This is a genomic window from Desertihabitans aurantiacus (genome assembly GCF_003344635.1).
Taxonomy (GTDB): domain Bacteria; phylum Actinomycetota; class Actinomycetes; order Propionibacteriales; family Propionibacteriaceae; genus Desertihabitans; species Desertihabitans aurantiacus.
Genome location: NZ_QPKK01000012.1, coordinates 16,229 through 34,613, shown reverse-complemented (window position 1 = coordinate 34,613; position 18,385 = coordinate 16,229). Strand labels below are relative to the sequence as shown.

At 73.1% G+C, this 18,385-nt stretch carries 17 protein-coding genes and 2 pseudogenes; 8 read left to right on the top strand and 11 right to left on the bottom strand.

Annotated elements, in window-relative coordinates; translation table 11 throughout:
* Nucleotides 1-67: 67 nt before the first annotated feature.
* Both DVA66_RS02570 and DVA66_RS02565 read right to left on the bottom strand, forming a co-directional pair.
* The gene (locus DVA66_RS02570; RefSeq protein WP_114558636.1) at nucleotides 68-1,243 is read right to left on the bottom strand and encodes a S1 family peptidase; all 1,176 of its coding nucleotides are present in this window, start codon (nucleotides 1,241-1,243) and stop codon (nucleotides 68-70) included.
* Between the two features lie 149 nt (nucleotides 1,244-1,392).
* A complete protein-coding gene (locus DVA66_RS02565; RefSeq protein ID WP_232821710.1) occupies nucleotides 1,393-2,139 on the bottom strand; it encodes a queuosine precursor transporter in 747 nt (248 codons plus the stop codon).
* 132 nt (nucleotides 2,140-2,271) lie between these two features.
* Here DVA66_RS02565 and DVA66_RS02560 point away from each other — a divergent pair, with 132 nt between their 5' ends.
* From DVA66_RS02560 to DVA66_RS02550, 3 genes and pseudogenes are all read left to right on the top strand, one after another.
* Nucleotides 2,272-2,784 (top strand): DUF5709 domain-containing protein, encoded by a 513-nt coding sequence (locus DVA66_RS02560; protein WP_114558634.1) that lies wholly within the window; start codon nucleotides 2,272-2,274, stop codon nucleotides 2,782-2,784.
* Nucleotides 2,785-2,850: 66 nt separating this feature from the next.
* Nucleotides 2,851-3,633, top strand: coding sequence for an HAD-IIA family hydrolase (locus DVA66_RS02555; protein WP_114558637.1), 783 nt, complete (start codon nucleotides 2,851-2,853; stop codon nucleotides 3,631-3,633).
* Nucleotides 3,634-3,655: 22 nt separating this feature from the next.
* Nucleotides 3,656-3,868, top strand: a pseudogene (locus DVA66_RS02550) (TOBE domain-containing protein); the annotation flags it as partial.
* Between the two features lie 31 nt (nucleotides 3,869-3,899).
* Here DVA66_RS02550 and DVA66_RS02545 read toward each other — a convergent pair.
* The 6 genes from DVA66_RS02545 to DVA66_RS02520 all read right to left on the bottom strand — a co-directional run bounded on the left by DVA66_RS02545 (nucleotide 3,900) and on the right by DVA66_RS02520 (nucleotide 10,310).
* Nucleotides 3,900-5,594: an FAD-dependent oxidoreductase gene (locus DVA66_RS02545; RefSeq protein WP_114558632.1), complete on the bottom strand. Its 1,695-nt coding sequence runs from the start codon at nucleotides 5,592-5,594 to the stop codon at nucleotides 3,900-3,902.
* Between the two features lie 39 nt (nucleotides 5,595-5,633).
* A complete protein-coding gene (locus DVA66_RS02540; protein ID WP_114558631.1) occupies nucleotides 5,634-6,542 on the bottom strand; it encodes a carbohydrate ABC transporter permease in 909 nt (302 codons plus the stop codon).
* The gene (locus DVA66_RS02535; RefSeq protein ID WP_114558630.1) at nucleotides 6,539-7,483 is read right to left on the bottom strand and encodes a carbohydrate ABC transporter permease; all 945 of its coding nucleotides are present in this window, start codon (nucleotides 7,481-7,483) and stop codon (nucleotides 6,539-6,541) included. The genes DVA66_RS02540 and DVA66_RS02535 overlap by 4 nt, the downstream gene beginning before the upstream one ends.
* A 1-nt stretch (nucleotide 7,484) precedes the next feature.
* Entirely contained in the window at nucleotides 7,485-8,825 is a 1,341-nt protein-coding gene (locus DVA66_RS02530) for an ABC transporter substrate-binding protein (protein ID WP_114558629.1), read from the bottom strand.
* Nucleotides 8,826-8,897: 72 nt separating this feature from the next.
* On the bottom strand, nucleotides 8,898-9,917 hold the full coding sequence (locus tag DVA66_RS02525; protein WP_114558628.1) for a LacI family DNA-binding transcriptional regulator: 1,020 nt from the start codon (nucleotides 9,915-9,917) through the stop codon (nucleotides 8,898-8,900).
* Nucleotides 9,918-9,974: 57 nt separating this feature from the next.
* Nucleotides 9,975-10,310 (bottom strand): hypothetical protein, encoded by a 336-nt coding sequence (locus DVA66_RS02520; protein ID WP_198671413.1) that lies wholly within the window; start codon nucleotides 10,308-10,310, stop codon nucleotides 9,975-9,977.
* Nucleotides 10,311-10,587: 277 nt separating this feature from the next.
* Between DVA66_RS02520 and DVA66_RS02515 the strand changes: the two genes are divergently transcribed.
* The 5 genes from DVA66_RS02515 to era all read left to right on the top strand — a co-directional run bounded on the left by DVA66_RS02515 (nucleotide 10,588) and on the right by era (nucleotide 15,957).
* Nucleotides 10,588-11,544, top strand: a complete 957-nt coding sequence (locus DVA66_RS02515) for a PhoH family protein (RefSeq protein WP_114558627.1) — start codon at nucleotides 10,588-10,590, stop codon at nucleotides 11,542-11,544.
* A gap of 19 nt (nucleotides 11,545-11,563) precedes the next feature.
* Nucleotides 11,564-12,034: an rRNA maturation RNase YbeY gene (ybeY, locus tag DVA66_RS02510; protein ID WP_114558626.1), complete on the top strand. Its 471-nt coding sequence runs from the start codon at nucleotides 11,564-11,566 to the stop codon at nucleotides 12,032-12,034.
* Nucleotides 12,035-12,155: 121 nt separating this feature from the next.
* Nucleotides 12,156-13,526, top strand: a complete 1,371-nt coding sequence (locus DVA66_RS02505; protein WP_114558625.1) for a hemolysin family protein — start codon at nucleotides 12,156-12,158, stop codon at nucleotides 13,524-13,526.
* Between the two features lie 52 nt (nucleotides 13,527-13,578).
* Nucleotides 13,579-14,985, top strand: a complete 1,407-nt coding sequence (locus DVA66_RS02500; RefSeq protein ID WP_114558624.1) for a hypothetical protein — start codon at nucleotides 13,579-13,581, stop codon at nucleotides 14,983-14,985.
* A gap of 48 nt (nucleotides 14,986-15,033) precedes the next feature.
* Entirely contained in the window at nucleotides 15,034-15,957 is a 924-nt protein-coding gene (gene era / locus DVA66_RS02495; protein WP_114558623.1) for a GTPase Era, read from the top strand.
* 127 nt (nucleotides 15,958-16,084) lie between these two features.
* Here the strand turns inward: era and DVA66_RS02490 are convergent, their stop codons facing one another.
* From DVA66_RS02490 to DVA66_RS02480, 3 genes and pseudogenes are all read right to left on the bottom strand, one after another.
* Complete coding sequence (locus tag DVA66_RS02490; RefSeq protein ID WP_232821709.1) at nucleotides 16,085-16,486, bottom strand: Rieske (2Fe-2S) protein; 402 nt, start codon at nucleotides 16,484-16,486, stop codon at nucleotides 16,085-16,087.
* A 103-nt stretch (nucleotides 16,487-16,589) separates the two neighbouring features.
* A pseudogene (locus DVA66_RS22075) lies at nucleotides 16,590-17,597 on the bottom strand (amidohydrolase family protein); the annotation flags it as partial.
* Nucleotides 17,598-17,628: 31 nt separating this feature from the next.
* Nucleotides 17,629-18,372 (bottom strand): SDR family oxidoreductase, encoded by a 744-nt coding sequence (locus DVA66_RS02480; RefSeq protein ID WP_114558621.1) that lies wholly within the window; start codon nucleotides 18,370-18,372, stop codon nucleotides 17,629-17,631.
* Nucleotides 18,373-18,385: the final 13 nt, after the last annotated feature.

Genomic DNA, 18,385 nt, shown 5'->3' with positions numbered 1-18,385 from the left:
CGGGAGACGGACGTGCCGTCCGGCCTGGGGGCCGGACGGCACGTCCGCGGGGGTGGGCAGGGACCGCTCAGCTGGTGAGCAGGTCCAGGTCGTAGGTGGTGAGGATCTCGTTCACCGGCTGGGAGAAGGAGACGGTCGGCTGGCCGACCTTCTCCCCGCACACCCCGCTGGTGCCGTAGAGGCGTCCGCCGCTGGTGACCGCCTGGGCCTGCTGGCCCGACACGTTCGCGCCCCCGGAGTCGCCGCCCTCGGTGCAGGCGCTGTGCTGGGTCAGTCCGCCGACGGTGTCGGAGCCGCCGTAGTTGACCGTGACGTTCTTGCGCTGGATGGTGCCGCACGTCCAGGCGGTGGTGCGTCCGCTCTTGCAGATGGCCGCACCCACGGCGGCCTCGCTCGAGCCGGCGACGGGGGTGGCCGACCCGTCGTAGGTGCTCACCGCGGCGCTGGGGGTGACGCCGGCGGCCAGCGCGAACGCGGTGTAGTCGTCCCCGGGGAAGCTCACCCCGATCGGCGTGCCCATCGCGGTGCCCTTGAAGGTGAAGTTGCTCGCACCCTCGGCGCAGTGGCCGGCCGAGACCATCGCCGGACGTCCGCCGGCGTCGGTGGCGGTGAAGCCGACCGAGCAGACGTAGGTGCCGCCGTCGGCGCGGAACTCGTACTGCTCACCGCCCACCATGCCGACCGTGGTCTCGGTGCGGCCCTCGACCTCGACCACCTCGGCACCGGCGGCCTCGGCCTCGGCGACGGCGCGCTCGGTGGCCGCGTCGTCGGCGTCGGCCGCGACCTCGACGACCACGCGGTTGGCCTTCGGGTCGACGCCCCAGCTCACCAGGCCCGGGGCGGCGACGGCCTCCACGGCGCTCATCGTCTCGTCGAGGTCGGCCTGGCTGCGCTGCACGACCCGGGCCTCGGCCCCGCTGGCCCGCACCTTCTCCGCGGCCGCCTCGTCCGTGACGGCGACGACCAGCTGCTCGCCCTCGATGTAGCTGCCCGCCTGCTCCTGCTCGTCGAGGTCGGCGACGACCTCCTCCGACGTGCGGCTGAGCTCGGCCTCGCGCTGGAACTGCTGACGCGCCTCGGCGACGCTGATGCCCTCGGAGGCGGCCAGCGCCTCCTCGGCGGCGGTGGCGTCGGGCTCGGCCGCGGCGGGGGTCAGCGAGGTGGCCAGGGCGAGCGTCGCGGCGCCGGCGAGCAGCCCGAGGCCGAGCCGGCGCCGACGGCGCGGGGTGGGGGTGGGTGCCATGCGGGAGGGCCTTCCTGGTGCGGGGCTGGGGCCGGGACCGTCCGGAAAGCGGGGGCCCTCCGGGTCTGCTGAGGAAACTAGACCCGTTCTCTCAGCCATGTCAACACATTGGACAACCTGTCAATGATATTGACATCGCGCTCCGGCGGTCAGCCCGGGTCGGCGGGCTCGGGCTCACGCGCGCGGACGTACCGGATCACCAGGTAGGTGACCGGGAGCAGCACGACCTCCACCAGCACCTTGTAGACGAAGCCGGTGACGACGTAGTTGACCAGGCTGGCCAGCGGGATGGAGTCGCCGCCCAGCCAGCTCCCCGGAGAGCCGAAGGCCAGGGAGCAGAAGACGACGGTGTCGACCAGCTCGCCGACCACGGTCGAGCCGAGCAGCCGCAGCCACAGCCGGCGTCCGCCGGTGCGGCGCTTCAGCCGCACCAGCACCAGGGCGTTGAGCAGCTGTCCGGCCAGGTAGCCGCACAGGCTGGCCACCACGATCCGCGGCACGAACCCGAGCACGCTGGCCCAGGCCTCCTGCAGCGCCCAGTCGCTGGCCGGAGGCATCGCGGCCACCACCCAGAACGTCAGCGACATCAGCGCGGCCAGCACGAAACCGACGACGATCGCCCGCCGGGCCCGCCGCCACCCGTACACCTCGGCCAGCACGTCGCCGAGCACGTAGGTGAGCGGGAAGAGGAACGCGCCGCCGTCGGTGATGACCGGCAGCACCGGGTAGCCGCCGACCGCGACCTCGGGGCCGAGCTGGATGAGCTTGGTCGCCCCGATGTTGGAGATCAGCAGCAGCCCGACGAACAGCGCGACCACGAGGTCGTAGTTGCCCCGGGCCGGCGCGGCGGGGCGGCGGGACGGGCTCGGCTCCTCGGTCGGGGCGGGTCGTGGCACGGCTGGGAAGCGTAGTGGTTTGCTGATGTGGTTCGGTGGGGAACAACAGGTGGTCGCGAGCTGCTCGCGCCACCCGGACGAGAACATGACGAGCGGACGTCACCCGACGGCCGCCGCCAGGGAGGAGAAGCCATGAGCCAGTACAACGAGGACGCCCCGGACGAGTCGGAGCAGCTGGACCAGGGCGAGTTCCACCGCACCCTCGAGGGCGAGAAGCCCGGCTCCGACCCGCTCGACCAGGGCTGGGTGGCCCCGGACAAGTGGTCGGCCGCCGAGGGCTACGGCAACACCGTCCAGGAGCAGCGCGAGGGCGAGACCCTCGACATGCGCATGGCCCAGGAGGAGCCCGACGTCGGCGTCGAGGACGAGGAGCCGCTGCCGCAGACGATCGACTCCGACACCACCGACGAGGACATCATCGAGCCCGAGCTCGACGTGCTGGACGACTCCCAGGTCGGCGACGAGCGCGCCGGCCGGCTGACCGCCACCTCCGGCGGTGAGGGGATGGGCGTGGAGGACTCCGAGGACGAGCTGCTCGCCACCGACGTCGGCATCGACAACGCCGCCGCCGGCGCCGAGGAGGCCGCCGTGCACGTGGTCGAGGACGACGACGTCGTCACGCTGCCGGACGACCCCGAGGTCTGAGCGGTGGTGGTCGAGGAGCAGGCGGCCCGTCCCGAGCAGGAGGTGGCCGCCTGCTGGTTGACCGACATGGATGGCGTGCTGGTGCACGAGCAGCACGCCATCCCCGGCGCCGCCGACTTCATCGCCGAGCTGCAGCGCACCTCGCGGCGGTTCCTGGTGCTCACCAACAACTCGATCTACACCGCCCGCGACCTGCAGGCCCGGCTCAGCGCCTCCGGCATCGACCTGCCCGAGGAGAACCTGTGGACGTCCGCGCTGGCGACGGCGGCGTTCCTGGCCGAGCAGGCCACCGAGCGCACGGCCTACGTGATCGGGGAGGCCGGGCTCACCTCGGCGCTGCACGAGGCGGGGTTCGTGCTCACCGACGCCGACCCCGAGTACGTGGTGCTGGGGGAGACCCGCACCTACTCCTTCGAGGCCATCACCCGGGCGATCCGGCTCGTGGCGGGCGGAGCGAAGTTCATCGCCACCAACCCCGACGCGACCGGGCCCTCGAAGGAGGGGCCGCTGCCGGCCACCGGCTCGGTCGCCGCGCTGATCACCCGGGCCACGCAGGTCGAGCCCTACTACGTGGGCAAGCCGAACCCGCTGATGATGCGCTCCTCGCTCAACCGGATCGACGCCCACTCCGAGACCACGATCATGGTGGGGGACCGGATGGACACCGACATCGTCTCCGGGCTGGAGGCCGGGCTGCGCACCGCCCTGGTGCTCACCGGCTCGACCCGGCGCGAGGACGTCCGCCGGTTCCCCTACCGGCCCACCTGGATCGTCGACTCGATCGCCGACCTGGTGCCGAAGGTGGAGCAGTGGCGGCCCAGCGAGTCCGCCGAGCTCAGCGCCGACTGAGCGAGCCCGGCGGGCCGCCGACGGCGAGGACGCCTCGGTTGAGGTGAAGGTGGTCGAGCCACTGGGCACCGTCTCCGACGTCATCGTGGACCTGGGCAGCGCGCTGTTCGTGGTCCGCGTCCCCGGGTTCAGCGAGCTGACGGTGGGGGACCGGGTGGTGCTCGGGGCCGAGCGGGCCACCGTGCACTGCTTCGACCCCACCACCGAGGAGCGCCTGACCGCCGCCGACCGCTGACGGCCAGGCGCTCCGCCCCCGGCGACGCCCGTCAGCCGGAGTGGGCGCCGACGGCGGCGATCGGGGCGTCCAGCTCGGGCAGGTTGCGCCGGACCGGCTCGGGCCAGGCCAGGGTCACCCCGAGGTCGGTCGACAGCAGCCGCTGCAGCTCCCCGCGCAGGCTCGGGTCGGCGTGCACGTCGGCCGGCCGGACCCCCCGCTCGGCGCAGAGCGCCGACAGCGCCCCGACGGCCTCGCCGATCGACCACTCCACCGGGTGCAGACGGTAGGCGCCGTTGGTGATGTGGGTGGTGCCGATGTTCTTGTTCGCCGCCAGCAGGTTCGTGACGTCGCGGGGGATCAGCGCACCGAGCGGGATCTGGAAGGGAAAGCAGTCGATGTCGACGTAGGTGCGTCCTGCGGTCGAGGGGTGCAGGTCGATCCGGTAGTAGCCGGTGCCGACGGAGTCCTCGAACAGCTCCGAGCCGGTGCGCTCGCCGCGCATCTCCTTGCCGATGTGGCCCTCGTGCACGGTGAACAGCGCCCTGATCCGGCGCGACTCGCGGATGTAGGGCTCCATCGCCAGCCCGTCGGCGGTGCCCAGGACGTCCCCGCGCAGCCGCAGCTCGGGGTAGCCGGTGCCGCCGTCGCCGCGGGGGGCCGCCGTCTGCAGCCAGTGCACGAAGGACAGGGTCAGCTGGCGGGCGTCCTCGAGCGCCTCGCGGTGCTGCTGCGGGGAGACCCCGAGCAGCGGTGCCTCCCAGTAGTCGACCTGCGGCCAGTTGACCAGGGTGACCTCTCCGCCGGGGAAGTCCGGGCGCAGGTGCCGACGGGCCAGGATCCGCCGGTAGTGCCACAGGTCCTTGGCCAGGCTGGTGGGGGCCTCGGCCGGGTCGCCGTCGAACACCGGACGGGTGCGACGGGCCAGCGAGATCGGTTCGACGTCGTCGAAGGAGAGCTGCGGGCCGGGCCAGAACGGCGCCACCTGGGTGGCGAAGTAGTCGTAGCGCTCCGGCCGGGGGACGGTGTTGTCCTGGCCCGGTGCCCACTCCAGCGCGCAGCACCAGGAGATCGCCTGCTGGTCCAGCGGGTCGGCCACCTCGGGGGCGTGCAGCTCGCCGTGCTCGGCCCGCGCCTCGGCCCCGATCACATGCTCAACGTCGGCCAGCGGGAGCAGGTCGCCGAGCTCGGTGGCGTCGGCCACCAGGGTGCCGACCAGCCGGCGCTCGACGCCGGTGCGACGGTCGCGGACGACGACCGAGCTGATCTGCCCGCCCTCGTGGGTGGCGCCCACCGGCTCGTGCTCGCGCAGCCAGGTCAGACGTCCCGAGGCCAGCAGCGGCGAGACCATCTCCTCCAGCACCAGGGCGCCGATCCGGGGCTCGTGGCAGAGCCGGGAGACGAAACCCGCACCGGGGTTGAGCTGCTGGTCGGCCGCCGCCTCGTCGCTCAACGGGTAGTGGCGCCGGTAGTGCTCCCGGACGCCCTCGCGCAGCTCGACGTAGCTCGGCGAGGCGGCGGGGGTCTCGATCCAGGCGTGCTCGTCGGGCGGGACGCCCTGGGTGGTGAGCTGGCCGCCGAGCCAGGGCGAGCGCTCGGTGAGCACAACCCGGCGCCCGAGACGCGCCGCGGTGAGCGCCGCGGCGACGCCGCCCAGGCCGCCGCCGACCACCACCAGGTCGGCGGTGAGCACGTCGGTCGGGCGGGTGGGGGAGGTCGGAGTGGCGCCGTTGGCAGGGGTGGACATGGGTTCCTCTCGTTGGGGATCGGTGGGACGGGAGCGGGCTCAGCCCTTGACGGAGCCGTCGGCGAGTCCGGAGACGAAGTGGCGCTGGTTGAGCAGGAAGATGACCAGCACCGGCACGGTGGCCAGCACGGCACCGGCCATCAACGTCCCGTAGCGGACCGTGCCGGTGGCCAGGAACTGCGCCAGCGCCAGCTGGACGGTCTGCACCTGCGGCGACTGGGTGATGACCAGCGGCCACAGGAAGTCGTCCCAGACGCCGGTGAAGGTGAAGATGGCGATCACCGCGACGATCGGTCGGGACAGCGGCAGGTAGATGGCGGTGAAGATCCGCAGCTCACCGGCGCCGTCCACCCGGGCCGCCTCGGCCAGGTCCGGGTTGGCGGTGGTGAAGTACTGCCGGGCCAGGAAGATGTTCATCGTCATGACCAGGTGCGGCAGCATCAGCCCCGGCAGGCTGTCCAGCAGCCCCGTCCCGCCGTAGCCGGCCAGGTCGTTCCCGCCGGCCAGCGGGAACCCCTTGGCCATGAGGAACAGCGGGATCAGGGTGACCGATCCCGGGATGGCGGCGGTGGACAGCAGCAGGTAGAACAGCGCGGTGCTGCCCCGGAAGGGCAGCAGGGCGAAGGCGTAGCCGGCTGCCACGGCGGCCAGGCAGTTGGTCAGCACCGGCACCACGGTGACCACCAGCGAGTTGAGCATGGCCCGGCCGAGGTTGGCGTCGGTGACGGCGTGGCCGTAGTTGAGCGCCGTGGGCTGCGCCGGCAGCAGCGACACCGACGAGAAGGCCTGCTCCTCGGGGGTGAAGGAGATGCTGACCATCCAGGCGAAGGGCACCAGCACGAGCAGGGTGGCGGAGAGCAGCACCAGCCGGGTGGGCCAGCCGCCGCGGACGGCCCCGCGCCAGCCCGGGCCCCGTGCGGGCGCCGCGGCGGCGACGGGGGCGCTCACGACCTCCTCCCGGCGATCCCGCGGATGGAGAGGAAGGAGAAGGCCGCGATGAAGCCGAACAGCACGAAGGCCATCGCCGAGGCGCTGCCGAAGCTGTTGTACTGGAACGCCTCGGTGTAGATGAGGTAGTTGACCGTGGTGGTGCTGGCCAGTGGTCCGCCGCCGGTGAGGATGAACAGCTCGGCGAACCCCTGGGCCAGGTAGATGATGTCCATCGCGACCACGTAGGTGAGGATCGGCCGCAGCCCCGGCAGGGTGATGTGGCGGAATCGTCGCCAGGCGCCGGCCCCGTCGGTGCTGGCCGCCTCGTACAGCTCCCTGGGGATCGACTGCAGACCGGCGAGCAGCAGCACCATGTTGCTGCCGAGGGCCTTCCAGACCCGCATCGCGGCCACGGCCGGCATCGCGGTGTCCTCCTCCAGCAACCACGACTGTGGTGGCAGGCCGAGACCGGTGAGCGCCTCGTTGAACAGCCCGTTCGGCGAGTACATCCACAGCCAGACCACCGCGACGGTGGTGAGCGAGACGATGTGCGGCACGTAGAGCGCGGAGCGGAAGAAGCCGATCCCGCGGAAGGGCCGGTTCGCCAGGACGGCCAGACCGAGCGCGATCGCCACGGTGGGCGGCAGCACCATCAGCACGTACTGCCCGGTGACGGCCAGCGCACGGCCGAAGTCCTCGTCGCCGACCAGCGCGAAGTAGTTCGCGACGCCGACCCACTCCGGTCCGGAGCGGCTGAGCGGGCTGTACTCGGTGAAGCTGAGCACCAGCCCGTAGACGACCGGCACCAGCTGGTAGACGACGACGTAGAGGCTGGCCGGGAGGACGAAGAGGACGCCGATCCACTGGGTGGGACGCAGCCGGCGGCGGCGGCGCGGCTCCGCGGCCCCCGGGGCGGGCGCGGCCGGGACCCGGACCGCGGTCTGCTCGAGGGTCGACACGTCAGCCGGCCCTGCCGAGCACGTCGTCCACCTCGGCCGCGGCCCGGCTGAGCGCCTCCTCGGCCGGGACCTTGCGGTTGGCGGCCTGCTCCAGGTGCCGGGCCATCGTGTCGCGCACCTGCACCCAGCCGGCGACGTTGGGGTTGGGCACCATGGCCGGTGCGGCGGCGAGGAAGGCCTGCAGCACGGGCGACTCCGAGACGTAGGCCGAGCTGGCCGCCGAGGCCCGCATCGGGATGGCGCCGATGCCCTCGGTGTACTCGACCGACACCTCCGGTGAGACCAGGTAGCTGATGAACTCCCAGGCGAGCTCCTGCTCGGGGCTGTCGGCGTTGATCATCAGGCCCGGGCCGGCCCCGCCGAAGGCGGCCGGTGCGGTGCTGCCGTCGAAGCTCATCGCGGGCGCGACGCGCAGGTCGAGGTCGGGGTCGGCGGCCATCATCTGCTGCACCTGGGGCGCGGTGGCGATCATCATGGCGGCGTCGCCGGAGACCAGCGGCTGCTGCGCGGGCGGCAGGGTGCTGAGGTCCTGGCCGAGCGAGCCGGCCACCGCCTGCTCGCCGGAGTAGGCGTCGGTGATGTAGTCGAGCACCTCGGTGCCCTCGGGGGAGGCGAAGGTGGCGTGGGTGCCGTCCGGGCTGATCTGGCTGCCGCCGTCGGCGTAGAGCAGGGTGGCGAAGCTCTGCTGCAGACCGATCGGGTGACTGGGCAGCAGCAGGCCGGCCCGGGTGATCCGGTCGCCGTCCCGCTCGGTGAGCTCGCGGGCCACCTCCTTGGCCTCCACCCAGGTGGCCGGCGGCTGGTCGGGGTCGAGCCCGGCCTCGGTGAAGGCGTCGGCGTCGTAGACCAGCAGGCTGGCCTGCAGCGACAGCGGCATCAGGTACTGGGTGCCGTCGACCTGCCCACCGGGCAGCGCGGCGGCCATGTCCTCCCGGTCGGCGGCGTCCAGCTGCTCCAGGAAGGGCCCCAGGTCGGTCAGGCGCTCGTTGGCGACGAAGTCGGCCACCGCCGCGGGACCGTGGCCGAAGACGTCGGGGGCGGTGCTCGCCGCGTAGGCGGCGTTGAGCTTGGTCGACATGTCGGGCCAGTCCAGGAAGGTGACGTCGACCGTGGCCCCGGTCTCGGCCTCGAAGCGGGGCACGATCGTCTCGGTGACCAGCTCGATCTCGGTGGCGTTGGTGCCGGGGAACCACACCGTCAGGTGGGTGCCATCGCCACCGCTCTCGGCCGGGTCGGCGGTCGGGGGACCACCCAGACCGCATGCCGACAGGGCGAGGACGGGGCCTGCGAGGGCCAGGGCGAGCAGCCGCCGGGCTGCTCCACGGCTGGACGACGAACTCATCGGAACTCCCTTGTTTCGATTGGTGTTTCGTATTAGTGGACGACCGGGCCAGCGGTGCGTCGGAGGTGGGGGTCAGTCGCCGAGTGGGGCGCTGATCGTGGTCGGCACCACCCGCTCCTCGCAGGGGTGCAGCTCCTGGTGGTCGGCCGGCAGCCGGCCGTCCAGGATGTCGGCGAGGACGCTCAGGGTGCGGGCACCCACGGCGCGCTTGGGGATCCGCAGCTGGCTCCAGTGCGTGGCCGCCGGGTCGCTGACCCCGTCCAGGCAGACGACCGACAGCTGGGCGGGCAGCATCACCCCGACGGCGTCGGCGCGGGCCTGCACGGCGGCGGCGTCCTCGGCCGCCTCGACCAGCACGGCCGTGGCACCGTCGGCCCGCCAGCGCGCCGGGCCATGGTCGCGCCCGAGCCGGGCGATGTCGTACCAGCGGGGGGACGCCCCGAGGGCGGAGAGGGCGTCGGTGTAGGCGGTGCGGCGGTCGCGTTGCGGGGTCTCGTGCTTCACCCCGCGCAGGTAGGCGATCTCGCGGTGGCCCGCGGCGGCGAGCATCCCGACCACGCGGGTGACCCCCGAGACGTAGTCCACGCCGACCGAGGCGACGCCGGGCAGGGAGTCCCGCCGGCCCAGCACGACGAAGGGGTACTGCTCGGCGCTCAGCCGGCGCAGCTCGTCGTCGTCGCGGTCCAGTCCGATGACCACCGTGCCGTCGGCCAGTCGCAGCCGGTTCGAGCCGTTGCCGTAGATGCTGCGACGCCCGTCGGGGCGCTGGGTGGAGGCGAACAGCACCAGGTCGCGGCCGAGCTCGACCGCCCGCTCCTCGATGCCGACCAGGAACTCGTGGAAGTAGTCGTCGGGCCCGACCGGGAAGACGGGTTCGAAGGTGTGCACCCCGATGAGGTCGCTGCGCCCACCGCGCAGGGAGCGGGCGGCGGCGTCGGGGACGTAGCTGAGCTCGGCCATCGCCTGGCGGATCCGGGCCTCGGTGGTGGCGGAGATGCTGTGCTCGGCCGCCTTGCCGTTGAGCACGAGGGAGACGGCCGTCTGGGAGACGTTGGCCCGCCGTGCGATGTCTCGCTGACTCGGCCTGCGCATCGTCGCCACCTCCTCCCGGCCGGGTGGCTAATACGAAACAGGAAGGCGGACCCGACGTCAAGACCGCGGTGCTGGGGATCCACCGCCGGGGGTCAGACGTCCTCGGGCGCGAGGCGCTCGGCGCGCAGCGCCCGGTGAACCGCCCGCTCCAGCTCGTCGGTGACGACGGAGAAGAACTGCTTGGCGGTAGGTCTCGTCGGTGACCGCGCTGACGGTGAAGTACAGCCCGGAGAAGGCGGCCAGGAACAGCGACACCTTGACCAGCTCCAGGGAGACGCTGCCGAGGTGGGGCACGTGGGAGGTGGCCTCCAGGCCGGTCCAGGACAGCTGGGTCTGCTGGTCCATGATCAGCGATCCGAAGACGAGCAGGAAGACGAACACCGCCGCGGTCACCGGCCGCACCTGTGCGCCTCGCTGGTCATGGCCGCGGATCCTAGCCAGCGGGCCGGTGCCGGACGGGGTCCACAAGCCGGTGGGCGTGGACGGGGGCGCGGCGTAGAGTGGTGCGCGCACCAGACACGAGCTGCCGGGTGGCCGAGGGGCCGCCGGCGCCAGGCCACGGAGGACGATCCTGACGACACCACAGGGCGCGACGACGGGGAACGCGCACCGAGACGCCGAGGGGGCGCCCACCGGCGTCCGCCGGATCACCGTCCCGACCTCCATCGACATGGTCAACGTGCTCGGCCCGCAGGACGAGTTCCTCCGCATCCTCGAGCGCCGGCTGGACGCCGACATCCACGTCCGCGGCAACGAGGTGACACTCACCGGCGACCCGGAGGCGATCAGCCAGGGCGCGGACGTGCTGACCGAGATGATCACCGTGCTGCGCACCGGCCAGGGGCTCGCCCCGGACACGGTGGAGCGGCTGGTCTCGATGATGGCCGAGCAGTCCGGCACCAGCCCGGCGGAGGTGCTGACCCAGAACATCCTGTCCAACCGCGGCAAGACGATCCGGCCCAAGACCCTCAACCAGAAGCGCTACGTCGACGCCATCGACAAGCACACGGTGGTCTTCGGCATCGGCCCGGCCGGTACCGGCAAGACCTACCTGGCGATGGCCAAGGCCGTGCAGGCGCTGCAGCGCAAGGACGTCAACCGGATCATCCTCACCCGGCCCGCGGTGGAGGCGGGGGAGAACCTGGGCTTCCTGCCGGGCACGCTGAACGACAAGATCGACCCCTACCTGCGCCCGCTCTACGACGCGCTGCACGACATGGTCGACCCCGACTCGATCCCGCGGCTGCTGACGTCGGGGACGATCGAGGTGGCCCCGCTGGCCTACATGCGCGGGCGCACCCTCAACGACGCCTTCATCATCCTCGACGAGGCCCAGAACACCTCGATGGAGCAGATGAAGATGTTCCTCACCCGGCTCGGCTTCGGGGCCAAGATGGTCGTCACCGGCGACATCACCCAGGTCGACCTCCCCGGCGGCACCCGCAGCGGTCTGCGCGCCGTGCAGGGGGTGCTCGAGGGCGTGGAGGACATCGCGTTCTGCCAGCTCACCAACCACGACGTCGTGCGCAACGCGCTGGTCGGCAAGATCGTCGCCGCCTACGACAAGTTCGAGTCGCTGCTGGGTGAGCAGGACCAGCGCTCCGGTCGGCGTCGGGGTCATCGGTGACGGTCGAGCGGAGCGAGCGGTGACCGTCGAGCTCAACAACGAGTCCGGCCAGCCGGCCGACACCGAGGCGCTGGTGGCGCTGGCGACCTTCGCCCTGGACCGGCTGCGGATACATCCGCTGGCCGAGCTGAGCATCCTGCTGGTCGACGAGGAGACGATGTCGGCCTACCACGAGCGGTTCATGGGCGAGCCCGGCCCGACCGACGTCCTCTCCTTCCCGATGGACGAGCTGCGCGCCCCGGCCGACGACGAGGACCCGCCGGAGGGGCTGCTCGGCGACATCGTGCTCTGCCCGTCGGTGACCAGCCGGCAGGCCGCCGAGCACGGCCGCACCGCCGAGGAGGAGGCGGAGTACCTGCTGGTGCACGGGCTGCTGCACCTGCTCGGCCACGACCACGCCGAGCCGGAGGAGAAGAAGGCGATGTTCGACCTCAAGGACGCCATCCTCGCCGCCTGGGCGGACGAGCGCCCGGTCCGGTCGGGCCGGTGATCGCCGTGTCGGGCGAGGACCCCGGGCCGAGTACTCCGGGCGGCCGCACCGGTCCGCCGACCCCGCCGGGGTCGGCCCCGGGCGACGGCCGCCCGCGACGCACTGCTCCCGGGAGCCGACGATGACCCAGACCTCCGTCGTCCTGCTCGTCGTCGCCGGGGTGCTCACGGTGCTGGCCGGGGTGCTGGCCGCCGCCGAGTCGGCGCTGACCGCGTTCTCCAAGGCCCGCGCGCAGGAGCTGGTGGACGAGGGCCGCACCGGCGCGGCCCGGCTGCTGAAGCTGCTGCAGGACCCGGCGCCCTACCTCAACACCGCCCTCTTCCTGCGCACCATCTGCGAGATCACCGCCATCGTGCTGGTGGCCGACGTGGTGTTCGACCTCATCGGGGCGGCCTGGCTGCAGTGGCTGATCACCGCCGGCGCGATGATCGTCGTCTCCTTCGTGCTGTGGGGGGTGGCGCCGCGCACGCTGGGCCGCCAGCACGCCGACCGGGTGGCCGTGGCGATGGCCCGTCCGCTCTCGGCCCTGACCACCGTGCTCGGCCCGGTGCCGCAGCTGCTCATCCTGCTGGGAAACGCCCTCACCCCTGGCCGCGGCTTCAGCGACGGACCGTTCTCCAGCGAGGCCGAGCTGCGCGAGCTGGTCGACATGGCCGAGGCCAGCGAGCTGATCGAGGCCCGCGAGCGGCGGATGATCCACTCCGTCTTCGAGCTCGGTGACACCATCGTCAAGGAGGTGATGGTGCCGCGCACCGAGATCGTCTCGATCGAGGAGGACAGGAGCCTGCGCCAGGCCATCTCGCTGGCGCTGCGCTCGGGCTACAGCCGGATCCCGGTCACCCGGGAGGGGTTGGACGACGTGGTCGGCGTGGTCTACCTCAAGGACCTGATGCGACGCCAGTTCGACAACCCGCGCGCGGAGACCTCGGAGAAGGTCTCGAAGGTGATGCGCGACGTCGTCTGGGTGCCCGACTCCAAGCCGGTGGACGCGCTGCTGCGCGAGATGCAGCTGACCCGCAGCCACCTGGTGATGGTGGTCGACGAGTTCGGCGGCACCGCCGGGCTGGCCACCATCGAGGACATCCTGGAGGAGATCGTCGGCGAGATCGTCGACGAGTACGACCGCGAGGTCGACCCGGTGACCGAGCTCGGGCCCGGCCGCTACCGGGTGACCTCGCGGCTGGCGGTGGACGAGGTCGGCGAGCTGTTCGGGCTGCGGCTGGAGGACGAGGACGTCGACAGCATCGGCGGTCTGCTGGCCAAGCACCTCGGCCGGGTGCCGATCGACGGCTCGACGGTGGTGGTCGAGGGTCTGGAGCTGGTGGCCGAACGGGCCACCGGTCGGCGCAAGGGGATCGGGACGGTCCTCGTGTCGCGGGTGGCCGACCAGCAGGACGCCACCGCCGAGACCGGCCCGGGCGAGGACGAGCTCGGGGGCGTCCTGGTCGAGGCCGAGCCCGCCGAGGCGGTCGAGGGCCGGCTCCGCGCCTGAGCACGCGGTGTCGCCGGCCGACGACGCCCCCGGACGCCGCTAGCCTCCGCGGGTGACCACGCCCGACCACCGCGCGACGCCCGTCCTCACCGAGCACCGCTGGCCGTGGTCGGTGCAGCTGGTCGACCTGCTGACCCGGTTGCTGCTGTGCACCGCGGCCGCCGGGCTGGCGGTCTTCCTGGTCGGGGTGTTCGCGATGCTCGTGCTGACCGAGCTGTACCCGGTGGTCGCGTCGCGGATCGACCGGGTGTCGCGGATGGCCGTCGGCGTCTACGCCGGCGGCGGGGCGGCTGCCCTGCTGCTCGGCGGCTACGCCTTCGCCGCGCACCGCTGGCTCGAGGTCGGCGCGCTGCGCCGCTGGGGGGCCGAGGCCCCGCACCGGGTGCCGGTCGACCCGCAGCGCCGGACGGTCCGCGCCGACAGCCCGTCCGGGACCCTCGGGACGGCCGCGGGCTGGACGGCCGGGCTGTCGGGGTTCATGGTGCTCGCCAGCGTCTGGATCCTGTTCGAGGACCCCGACCTGGAGGGGCTCACGGTGCTGGCGGTCTCGCTGCTGGTGTGCGGGTTCGGCGTCGGCGGCATCGTCCTCGCCCGTCGGATCGGACGCGGCTGGTCGGACCACACCCGGGCGGTGGCGTCGGCGTGGGCGACCACCCTGCCGCGGGCCGTGCACACCGACCGCGACCGCCGGCGGGCCGGGCGCTGGGGCGAGCAGGTGCTCGACCTCGGTCCGCAGCGGGCACGCCACGTCGCCTCCTGGCTGGGCCGCACGGCCGGTGCGGCGACCTCGCTGTCGGCGCTGGCGGGGGTGCCCGGGCTGGTGCTGCGCCAGCCCTGCCGTGACTGCGACCCGCGCACCCTCGACGCGGCCGGCGAGACCACGATCGACTGGCTGGTGACGACGGCCTTCGCGCTGCTGGTGGTCGGGCTGCTGCTGGGCCTGGCCCGGGGTGGGCTCGTCCTGCTGCTCGCCGTGGTGCAGCGGACCGTGCTGCAGCGCGGGGCGCGGGCTCCGCGGCGGCCCCGGGTGTCCCGCGAGATCGTCGCCGAGGTGCTCACCCTGACGAGCCCGGAGCGGCTGCTGGGGCTGGTGCTGCTGGTGGCGGGTGCCGCCGCGGCGCCGCTGCCGCTGGTGGCCGCGCTCGCCGAGGAGGTGGCGGGCTGGTGGACGACCGGCGGCCTGGTCGGGGCGGTGCTGCTGCTGGCCGGGGCCGGGCTCCTCCTGGTCGACCACGCGGTGGGCCCGCGGTGGCGCCAGCGGCTGCGGGAGGCCTACGCGCCGGGCGACGTCGACGTCGAGGAGGGGGTGGCGCGGAGGCGTCGACGTGGCCGCAACCGGGAGTCCGGGGGCGACCAGCAGGCCGGCGTCCACCACGACTCCGGCGGCGGTGACAGCGGTGGTGGCTCGGACGGCGGCGGTGACGGCGGCGGCGGTGGCGGTGGCGGTGGCGGGGACTAGGATCGCCGACGCGCCGGGCCGCGGCGTCCAGGACGAGAGAGGAGCGCGATGACCACCGAGCACCGGTCGGGGTTCGCCTGCTTCGTCGGCCGTCCCAACGCGGGCAAGTCGACGCTGACCAACGCCATCGTCGGCTCCAAGGTGGCGATCGCCTCCTCCAAGCCGCAGACCACCCGGCACGCGGTCAAGGGCATCGTCACCCGCCCAGACGCCCAGCTGGTGCTCATCGACACGCCGGGGCTGCACAAGCCGCGGACGCTGCTGGGGGAGCGGCTCAACGACGTGGTGCGGGCCACCTGGTCCGAGGTCGACGTGGTGGGGGTGTGCCTGCCGGCCAACCAGCGCATCGGACCGGGTGACACCTACCTGGTCAAGCAGGTCGCCGAGCTGCGCAAGCGGCCGAAGCTGGTGGCGCTGGCCACCAAGTCCGACCTGGTCTCCCCGGCGCGGATGCGTGAGCACCTGCTCGCCATCGGCGCGCTGGAGGAGTCGATGGGGCTGCGCTGGGAGCACATCATCCCGGTGTCCGCGGTCGCCGACGACCAGGTCGACGTGGTCGCCGACGAGATCATCGGGCTGCTGCCGCCCGGCCCGGCCTACTACCCCGACGGCGAGATCACCGACGAGCCCGACGAGACCCTGGTGGCCGAGCTGATCCGCGAGGCCGCGCTGGAGGGTGTGCGCGACGAGCTGCCGCACTCGATCATGGTGGTCGTCGACGAGATGGGCCTGCGCGAGGGGCGTCCGGACGACAAGCCGCTGCTCGACGTCTTCGCCTCGATGGTGGTCGAGCGCGACTCCCAGAAGGGCATCATGATCGGCCACAAGGGTTCGCGGCTGCGCGACGTCGGCACCGCCGCCCGGATGCAGATCCAGGCCCTGCTCGGCACCCCGGTCCACCTGGATCTCAAGATCAAGGTGATGAAGGACTGGCAGCGCGACGCCAAGTCGCTCAACCGCCTCGGCTTCTGACCCCGGTCCGAGGCGTTCGGCGCGGGCACGGCCACCCGCCCAACCCCTGAGAACGCGTATGTCGTTGCGGTGACGTCCGGCGTGGCGCGGTGTGTCGGGCCCGCCGGCGCCCTCGACGAACACGTTCTCAGGGTCGGGGCCGGGTCGCGGCGCCTCGGCCCGCTGCGTCGAGTGCAGGTCGCTCCGGGAGGTGCAGCACGACGTTCCCGTCCTCCACCTCGACCGGGTAGCCGCGCAGACGCACGCGCGAGCCGGAGGCGAGGTGGTGGCCGTCCAGCAGGTCGAACTCCCACCCGTGCCACGGGCACTGCAGGACCTCCCCGTCGCGCCCGGGCCGGTACTCGGCCACCGCCGAGGGCAGCAGCGTCCCGGTGACCCGGCCGCGGCAGACCGGCGCGGCCTGGTGCGGGCAGTGGTTGCGCCACGCAACGACCCGCCCGCGCACGCGGAACAGCCCGATCTCCAGCCCCGACGCCTGCACCAGCAGCACACCCCGTTCGGGCACATCCACCTCTGCTGCCACCACCACCCGACTCACTCGTGGTACCCGTCGGCTGCAGGACGTCCGCAGCCCCACTGCTGCGGTGTGGAGGCAGCTGCTCGGGCGGCGGCGGACCGTCCAGGCCGTAGAGCTCGGCAGCCGTCCCCCCCATGATCCGGGCCCGGACCGCCGGGTCGACCCGGCGGAAGAGCACCTCGGGGTTGTCGTTGTCCCAGTGCGGGTAGTCGGAGGAGAACATCAGCGTCCGTCCGGCGTCCACCATCGCCAGCACCTGCTCCAGCTGCTGGGGGTGCGGCGGCTCCTCGATCGGCTGGCTGGTGAGCCGGACGTGCTCGGCGACGTACTCCGAGGGCAACCGGCGCAGCCAGGGGGTGGTGTCGCGCAGCGCCTTGTAGTTCTTGTCCAGGCGCCACAGCAGGGACGGCAGCCAGGACACCCCGCCCTCCACCAGCACCACCCGCAGGTCGGGGAACGCCTCGAACACGCCCTCGCAGAGCAGACTGGCCAGCTGCGCCATCGCCGTCAGCGGGAGCAGGCTGTGCCACTCCAGGTAGCGCGAGGGGTAGCCCACCGGCGTGGGTGGGGCGGCGCCGCCGGCCCCCTCGGCCCCGGGGTGCAGCGCGACCGGCAGCCCCCGCTCGGCCGCGGCCCGGTAGATGGGGTGGTAGCGACGCCGGCCGCAGGGCTCTCGGGTGGTGGTGGCCATCAGCACCTGCACCACGGCCTCCCGATCGCCGCACCGCTCGATCTCCGCCACGGCCGCCCCGGGGTCGTCGGCGTTGACGAGCACCGAACCCCGGAAGCGGCGGCTGACCCCGAGCCAGTCGGCGGCGGTGGCGTCGTTGACGGCGCGGGCGACGGCGTCGAGGTAGTCGGGGTCGTGGCCCAGCGGGAGCACGAACGGACCGGTCAGCACGGCGTAGTCGATCGCGTAGCGGTCGAGGTGGTCGCTGAGGAGGAACAGCGGGTCGCTGGCCGGCGGGCCGCCGTCGGGTGGGAGGGTGTCCTGGCGCAGCACCCCGCGCGGGTTGTGGTAGCCGGTGCCGACCCCGAGCCCGGTCTCCGCCCAGCGCTCGCGCCAGTGCCGGGGCAGGTGCGGCGTCAGGTCGGGCAGCGACTGGTGGACGTCGGCGTCCACCGTCAGCGGACGCCCCGGGCCAGCATCCACGTCAGCTCTCCTCGGCCATGCTGCGCAGCACCCACTGCTGGGTGCGCAGCCGCCGGGGCTGGCGCAGCACCGCCACCACGGCGGCCGCGACGTCCTCGGCGGTGAGCACGTCCTCCAGCCAGGCGTCCCCCTCGGACCGGCCGGCGCCCAGGGCGAACTCGGTCGAGACCGCGGCCGGGCAGATCGTGCTGACCCGGATGCCCTCGGCCCGGAGCTCCCGGTCCAGCGAACCGGCCAGCCCGACCTGGGCGAACTTGGTGCCCGCGTAGACCGCCTCGATGGCACCACCGCGCAGCCCGGCCACCGAGCTGACTACCACGATGTCCCCGCCGCTGCCCTGCTCGCGCAGCACCGGGACGGCGGCCCGGACGGTCCACACCGTGCCGAGGTAGTTGGTCGCGGTCATCGAGGAGATCTGCTCGTCGGAGAGGTCCATGATCCCGCCGTAGGCGCCGACGCCGGCATTGGCCACGGCGCTGTCCAGCCGCCCGAAGCGGTCCAGGGCCGCGCTCACCAGCCGGTGGTTCACGTCGGGGTCTGCCACGTTGCCGGCCACGGTGGTCACAGCCTCCTCGCCGAGCTCCTCGACCAGTGCGGCGAGCCGCTCGCGACGGCGCCCGAGCACGGCCACGCGGGCGCCGGCGGCGACGAGCAGCCGGGCGGTCGCGCGGCCGATGCCCGCGGTCGCCCCGGTGACGGCGACGACCGTCCCGGTGAGGTCGCGGTCGGTGTCGGTGTCGGGCACGGTGTCCTCCTGG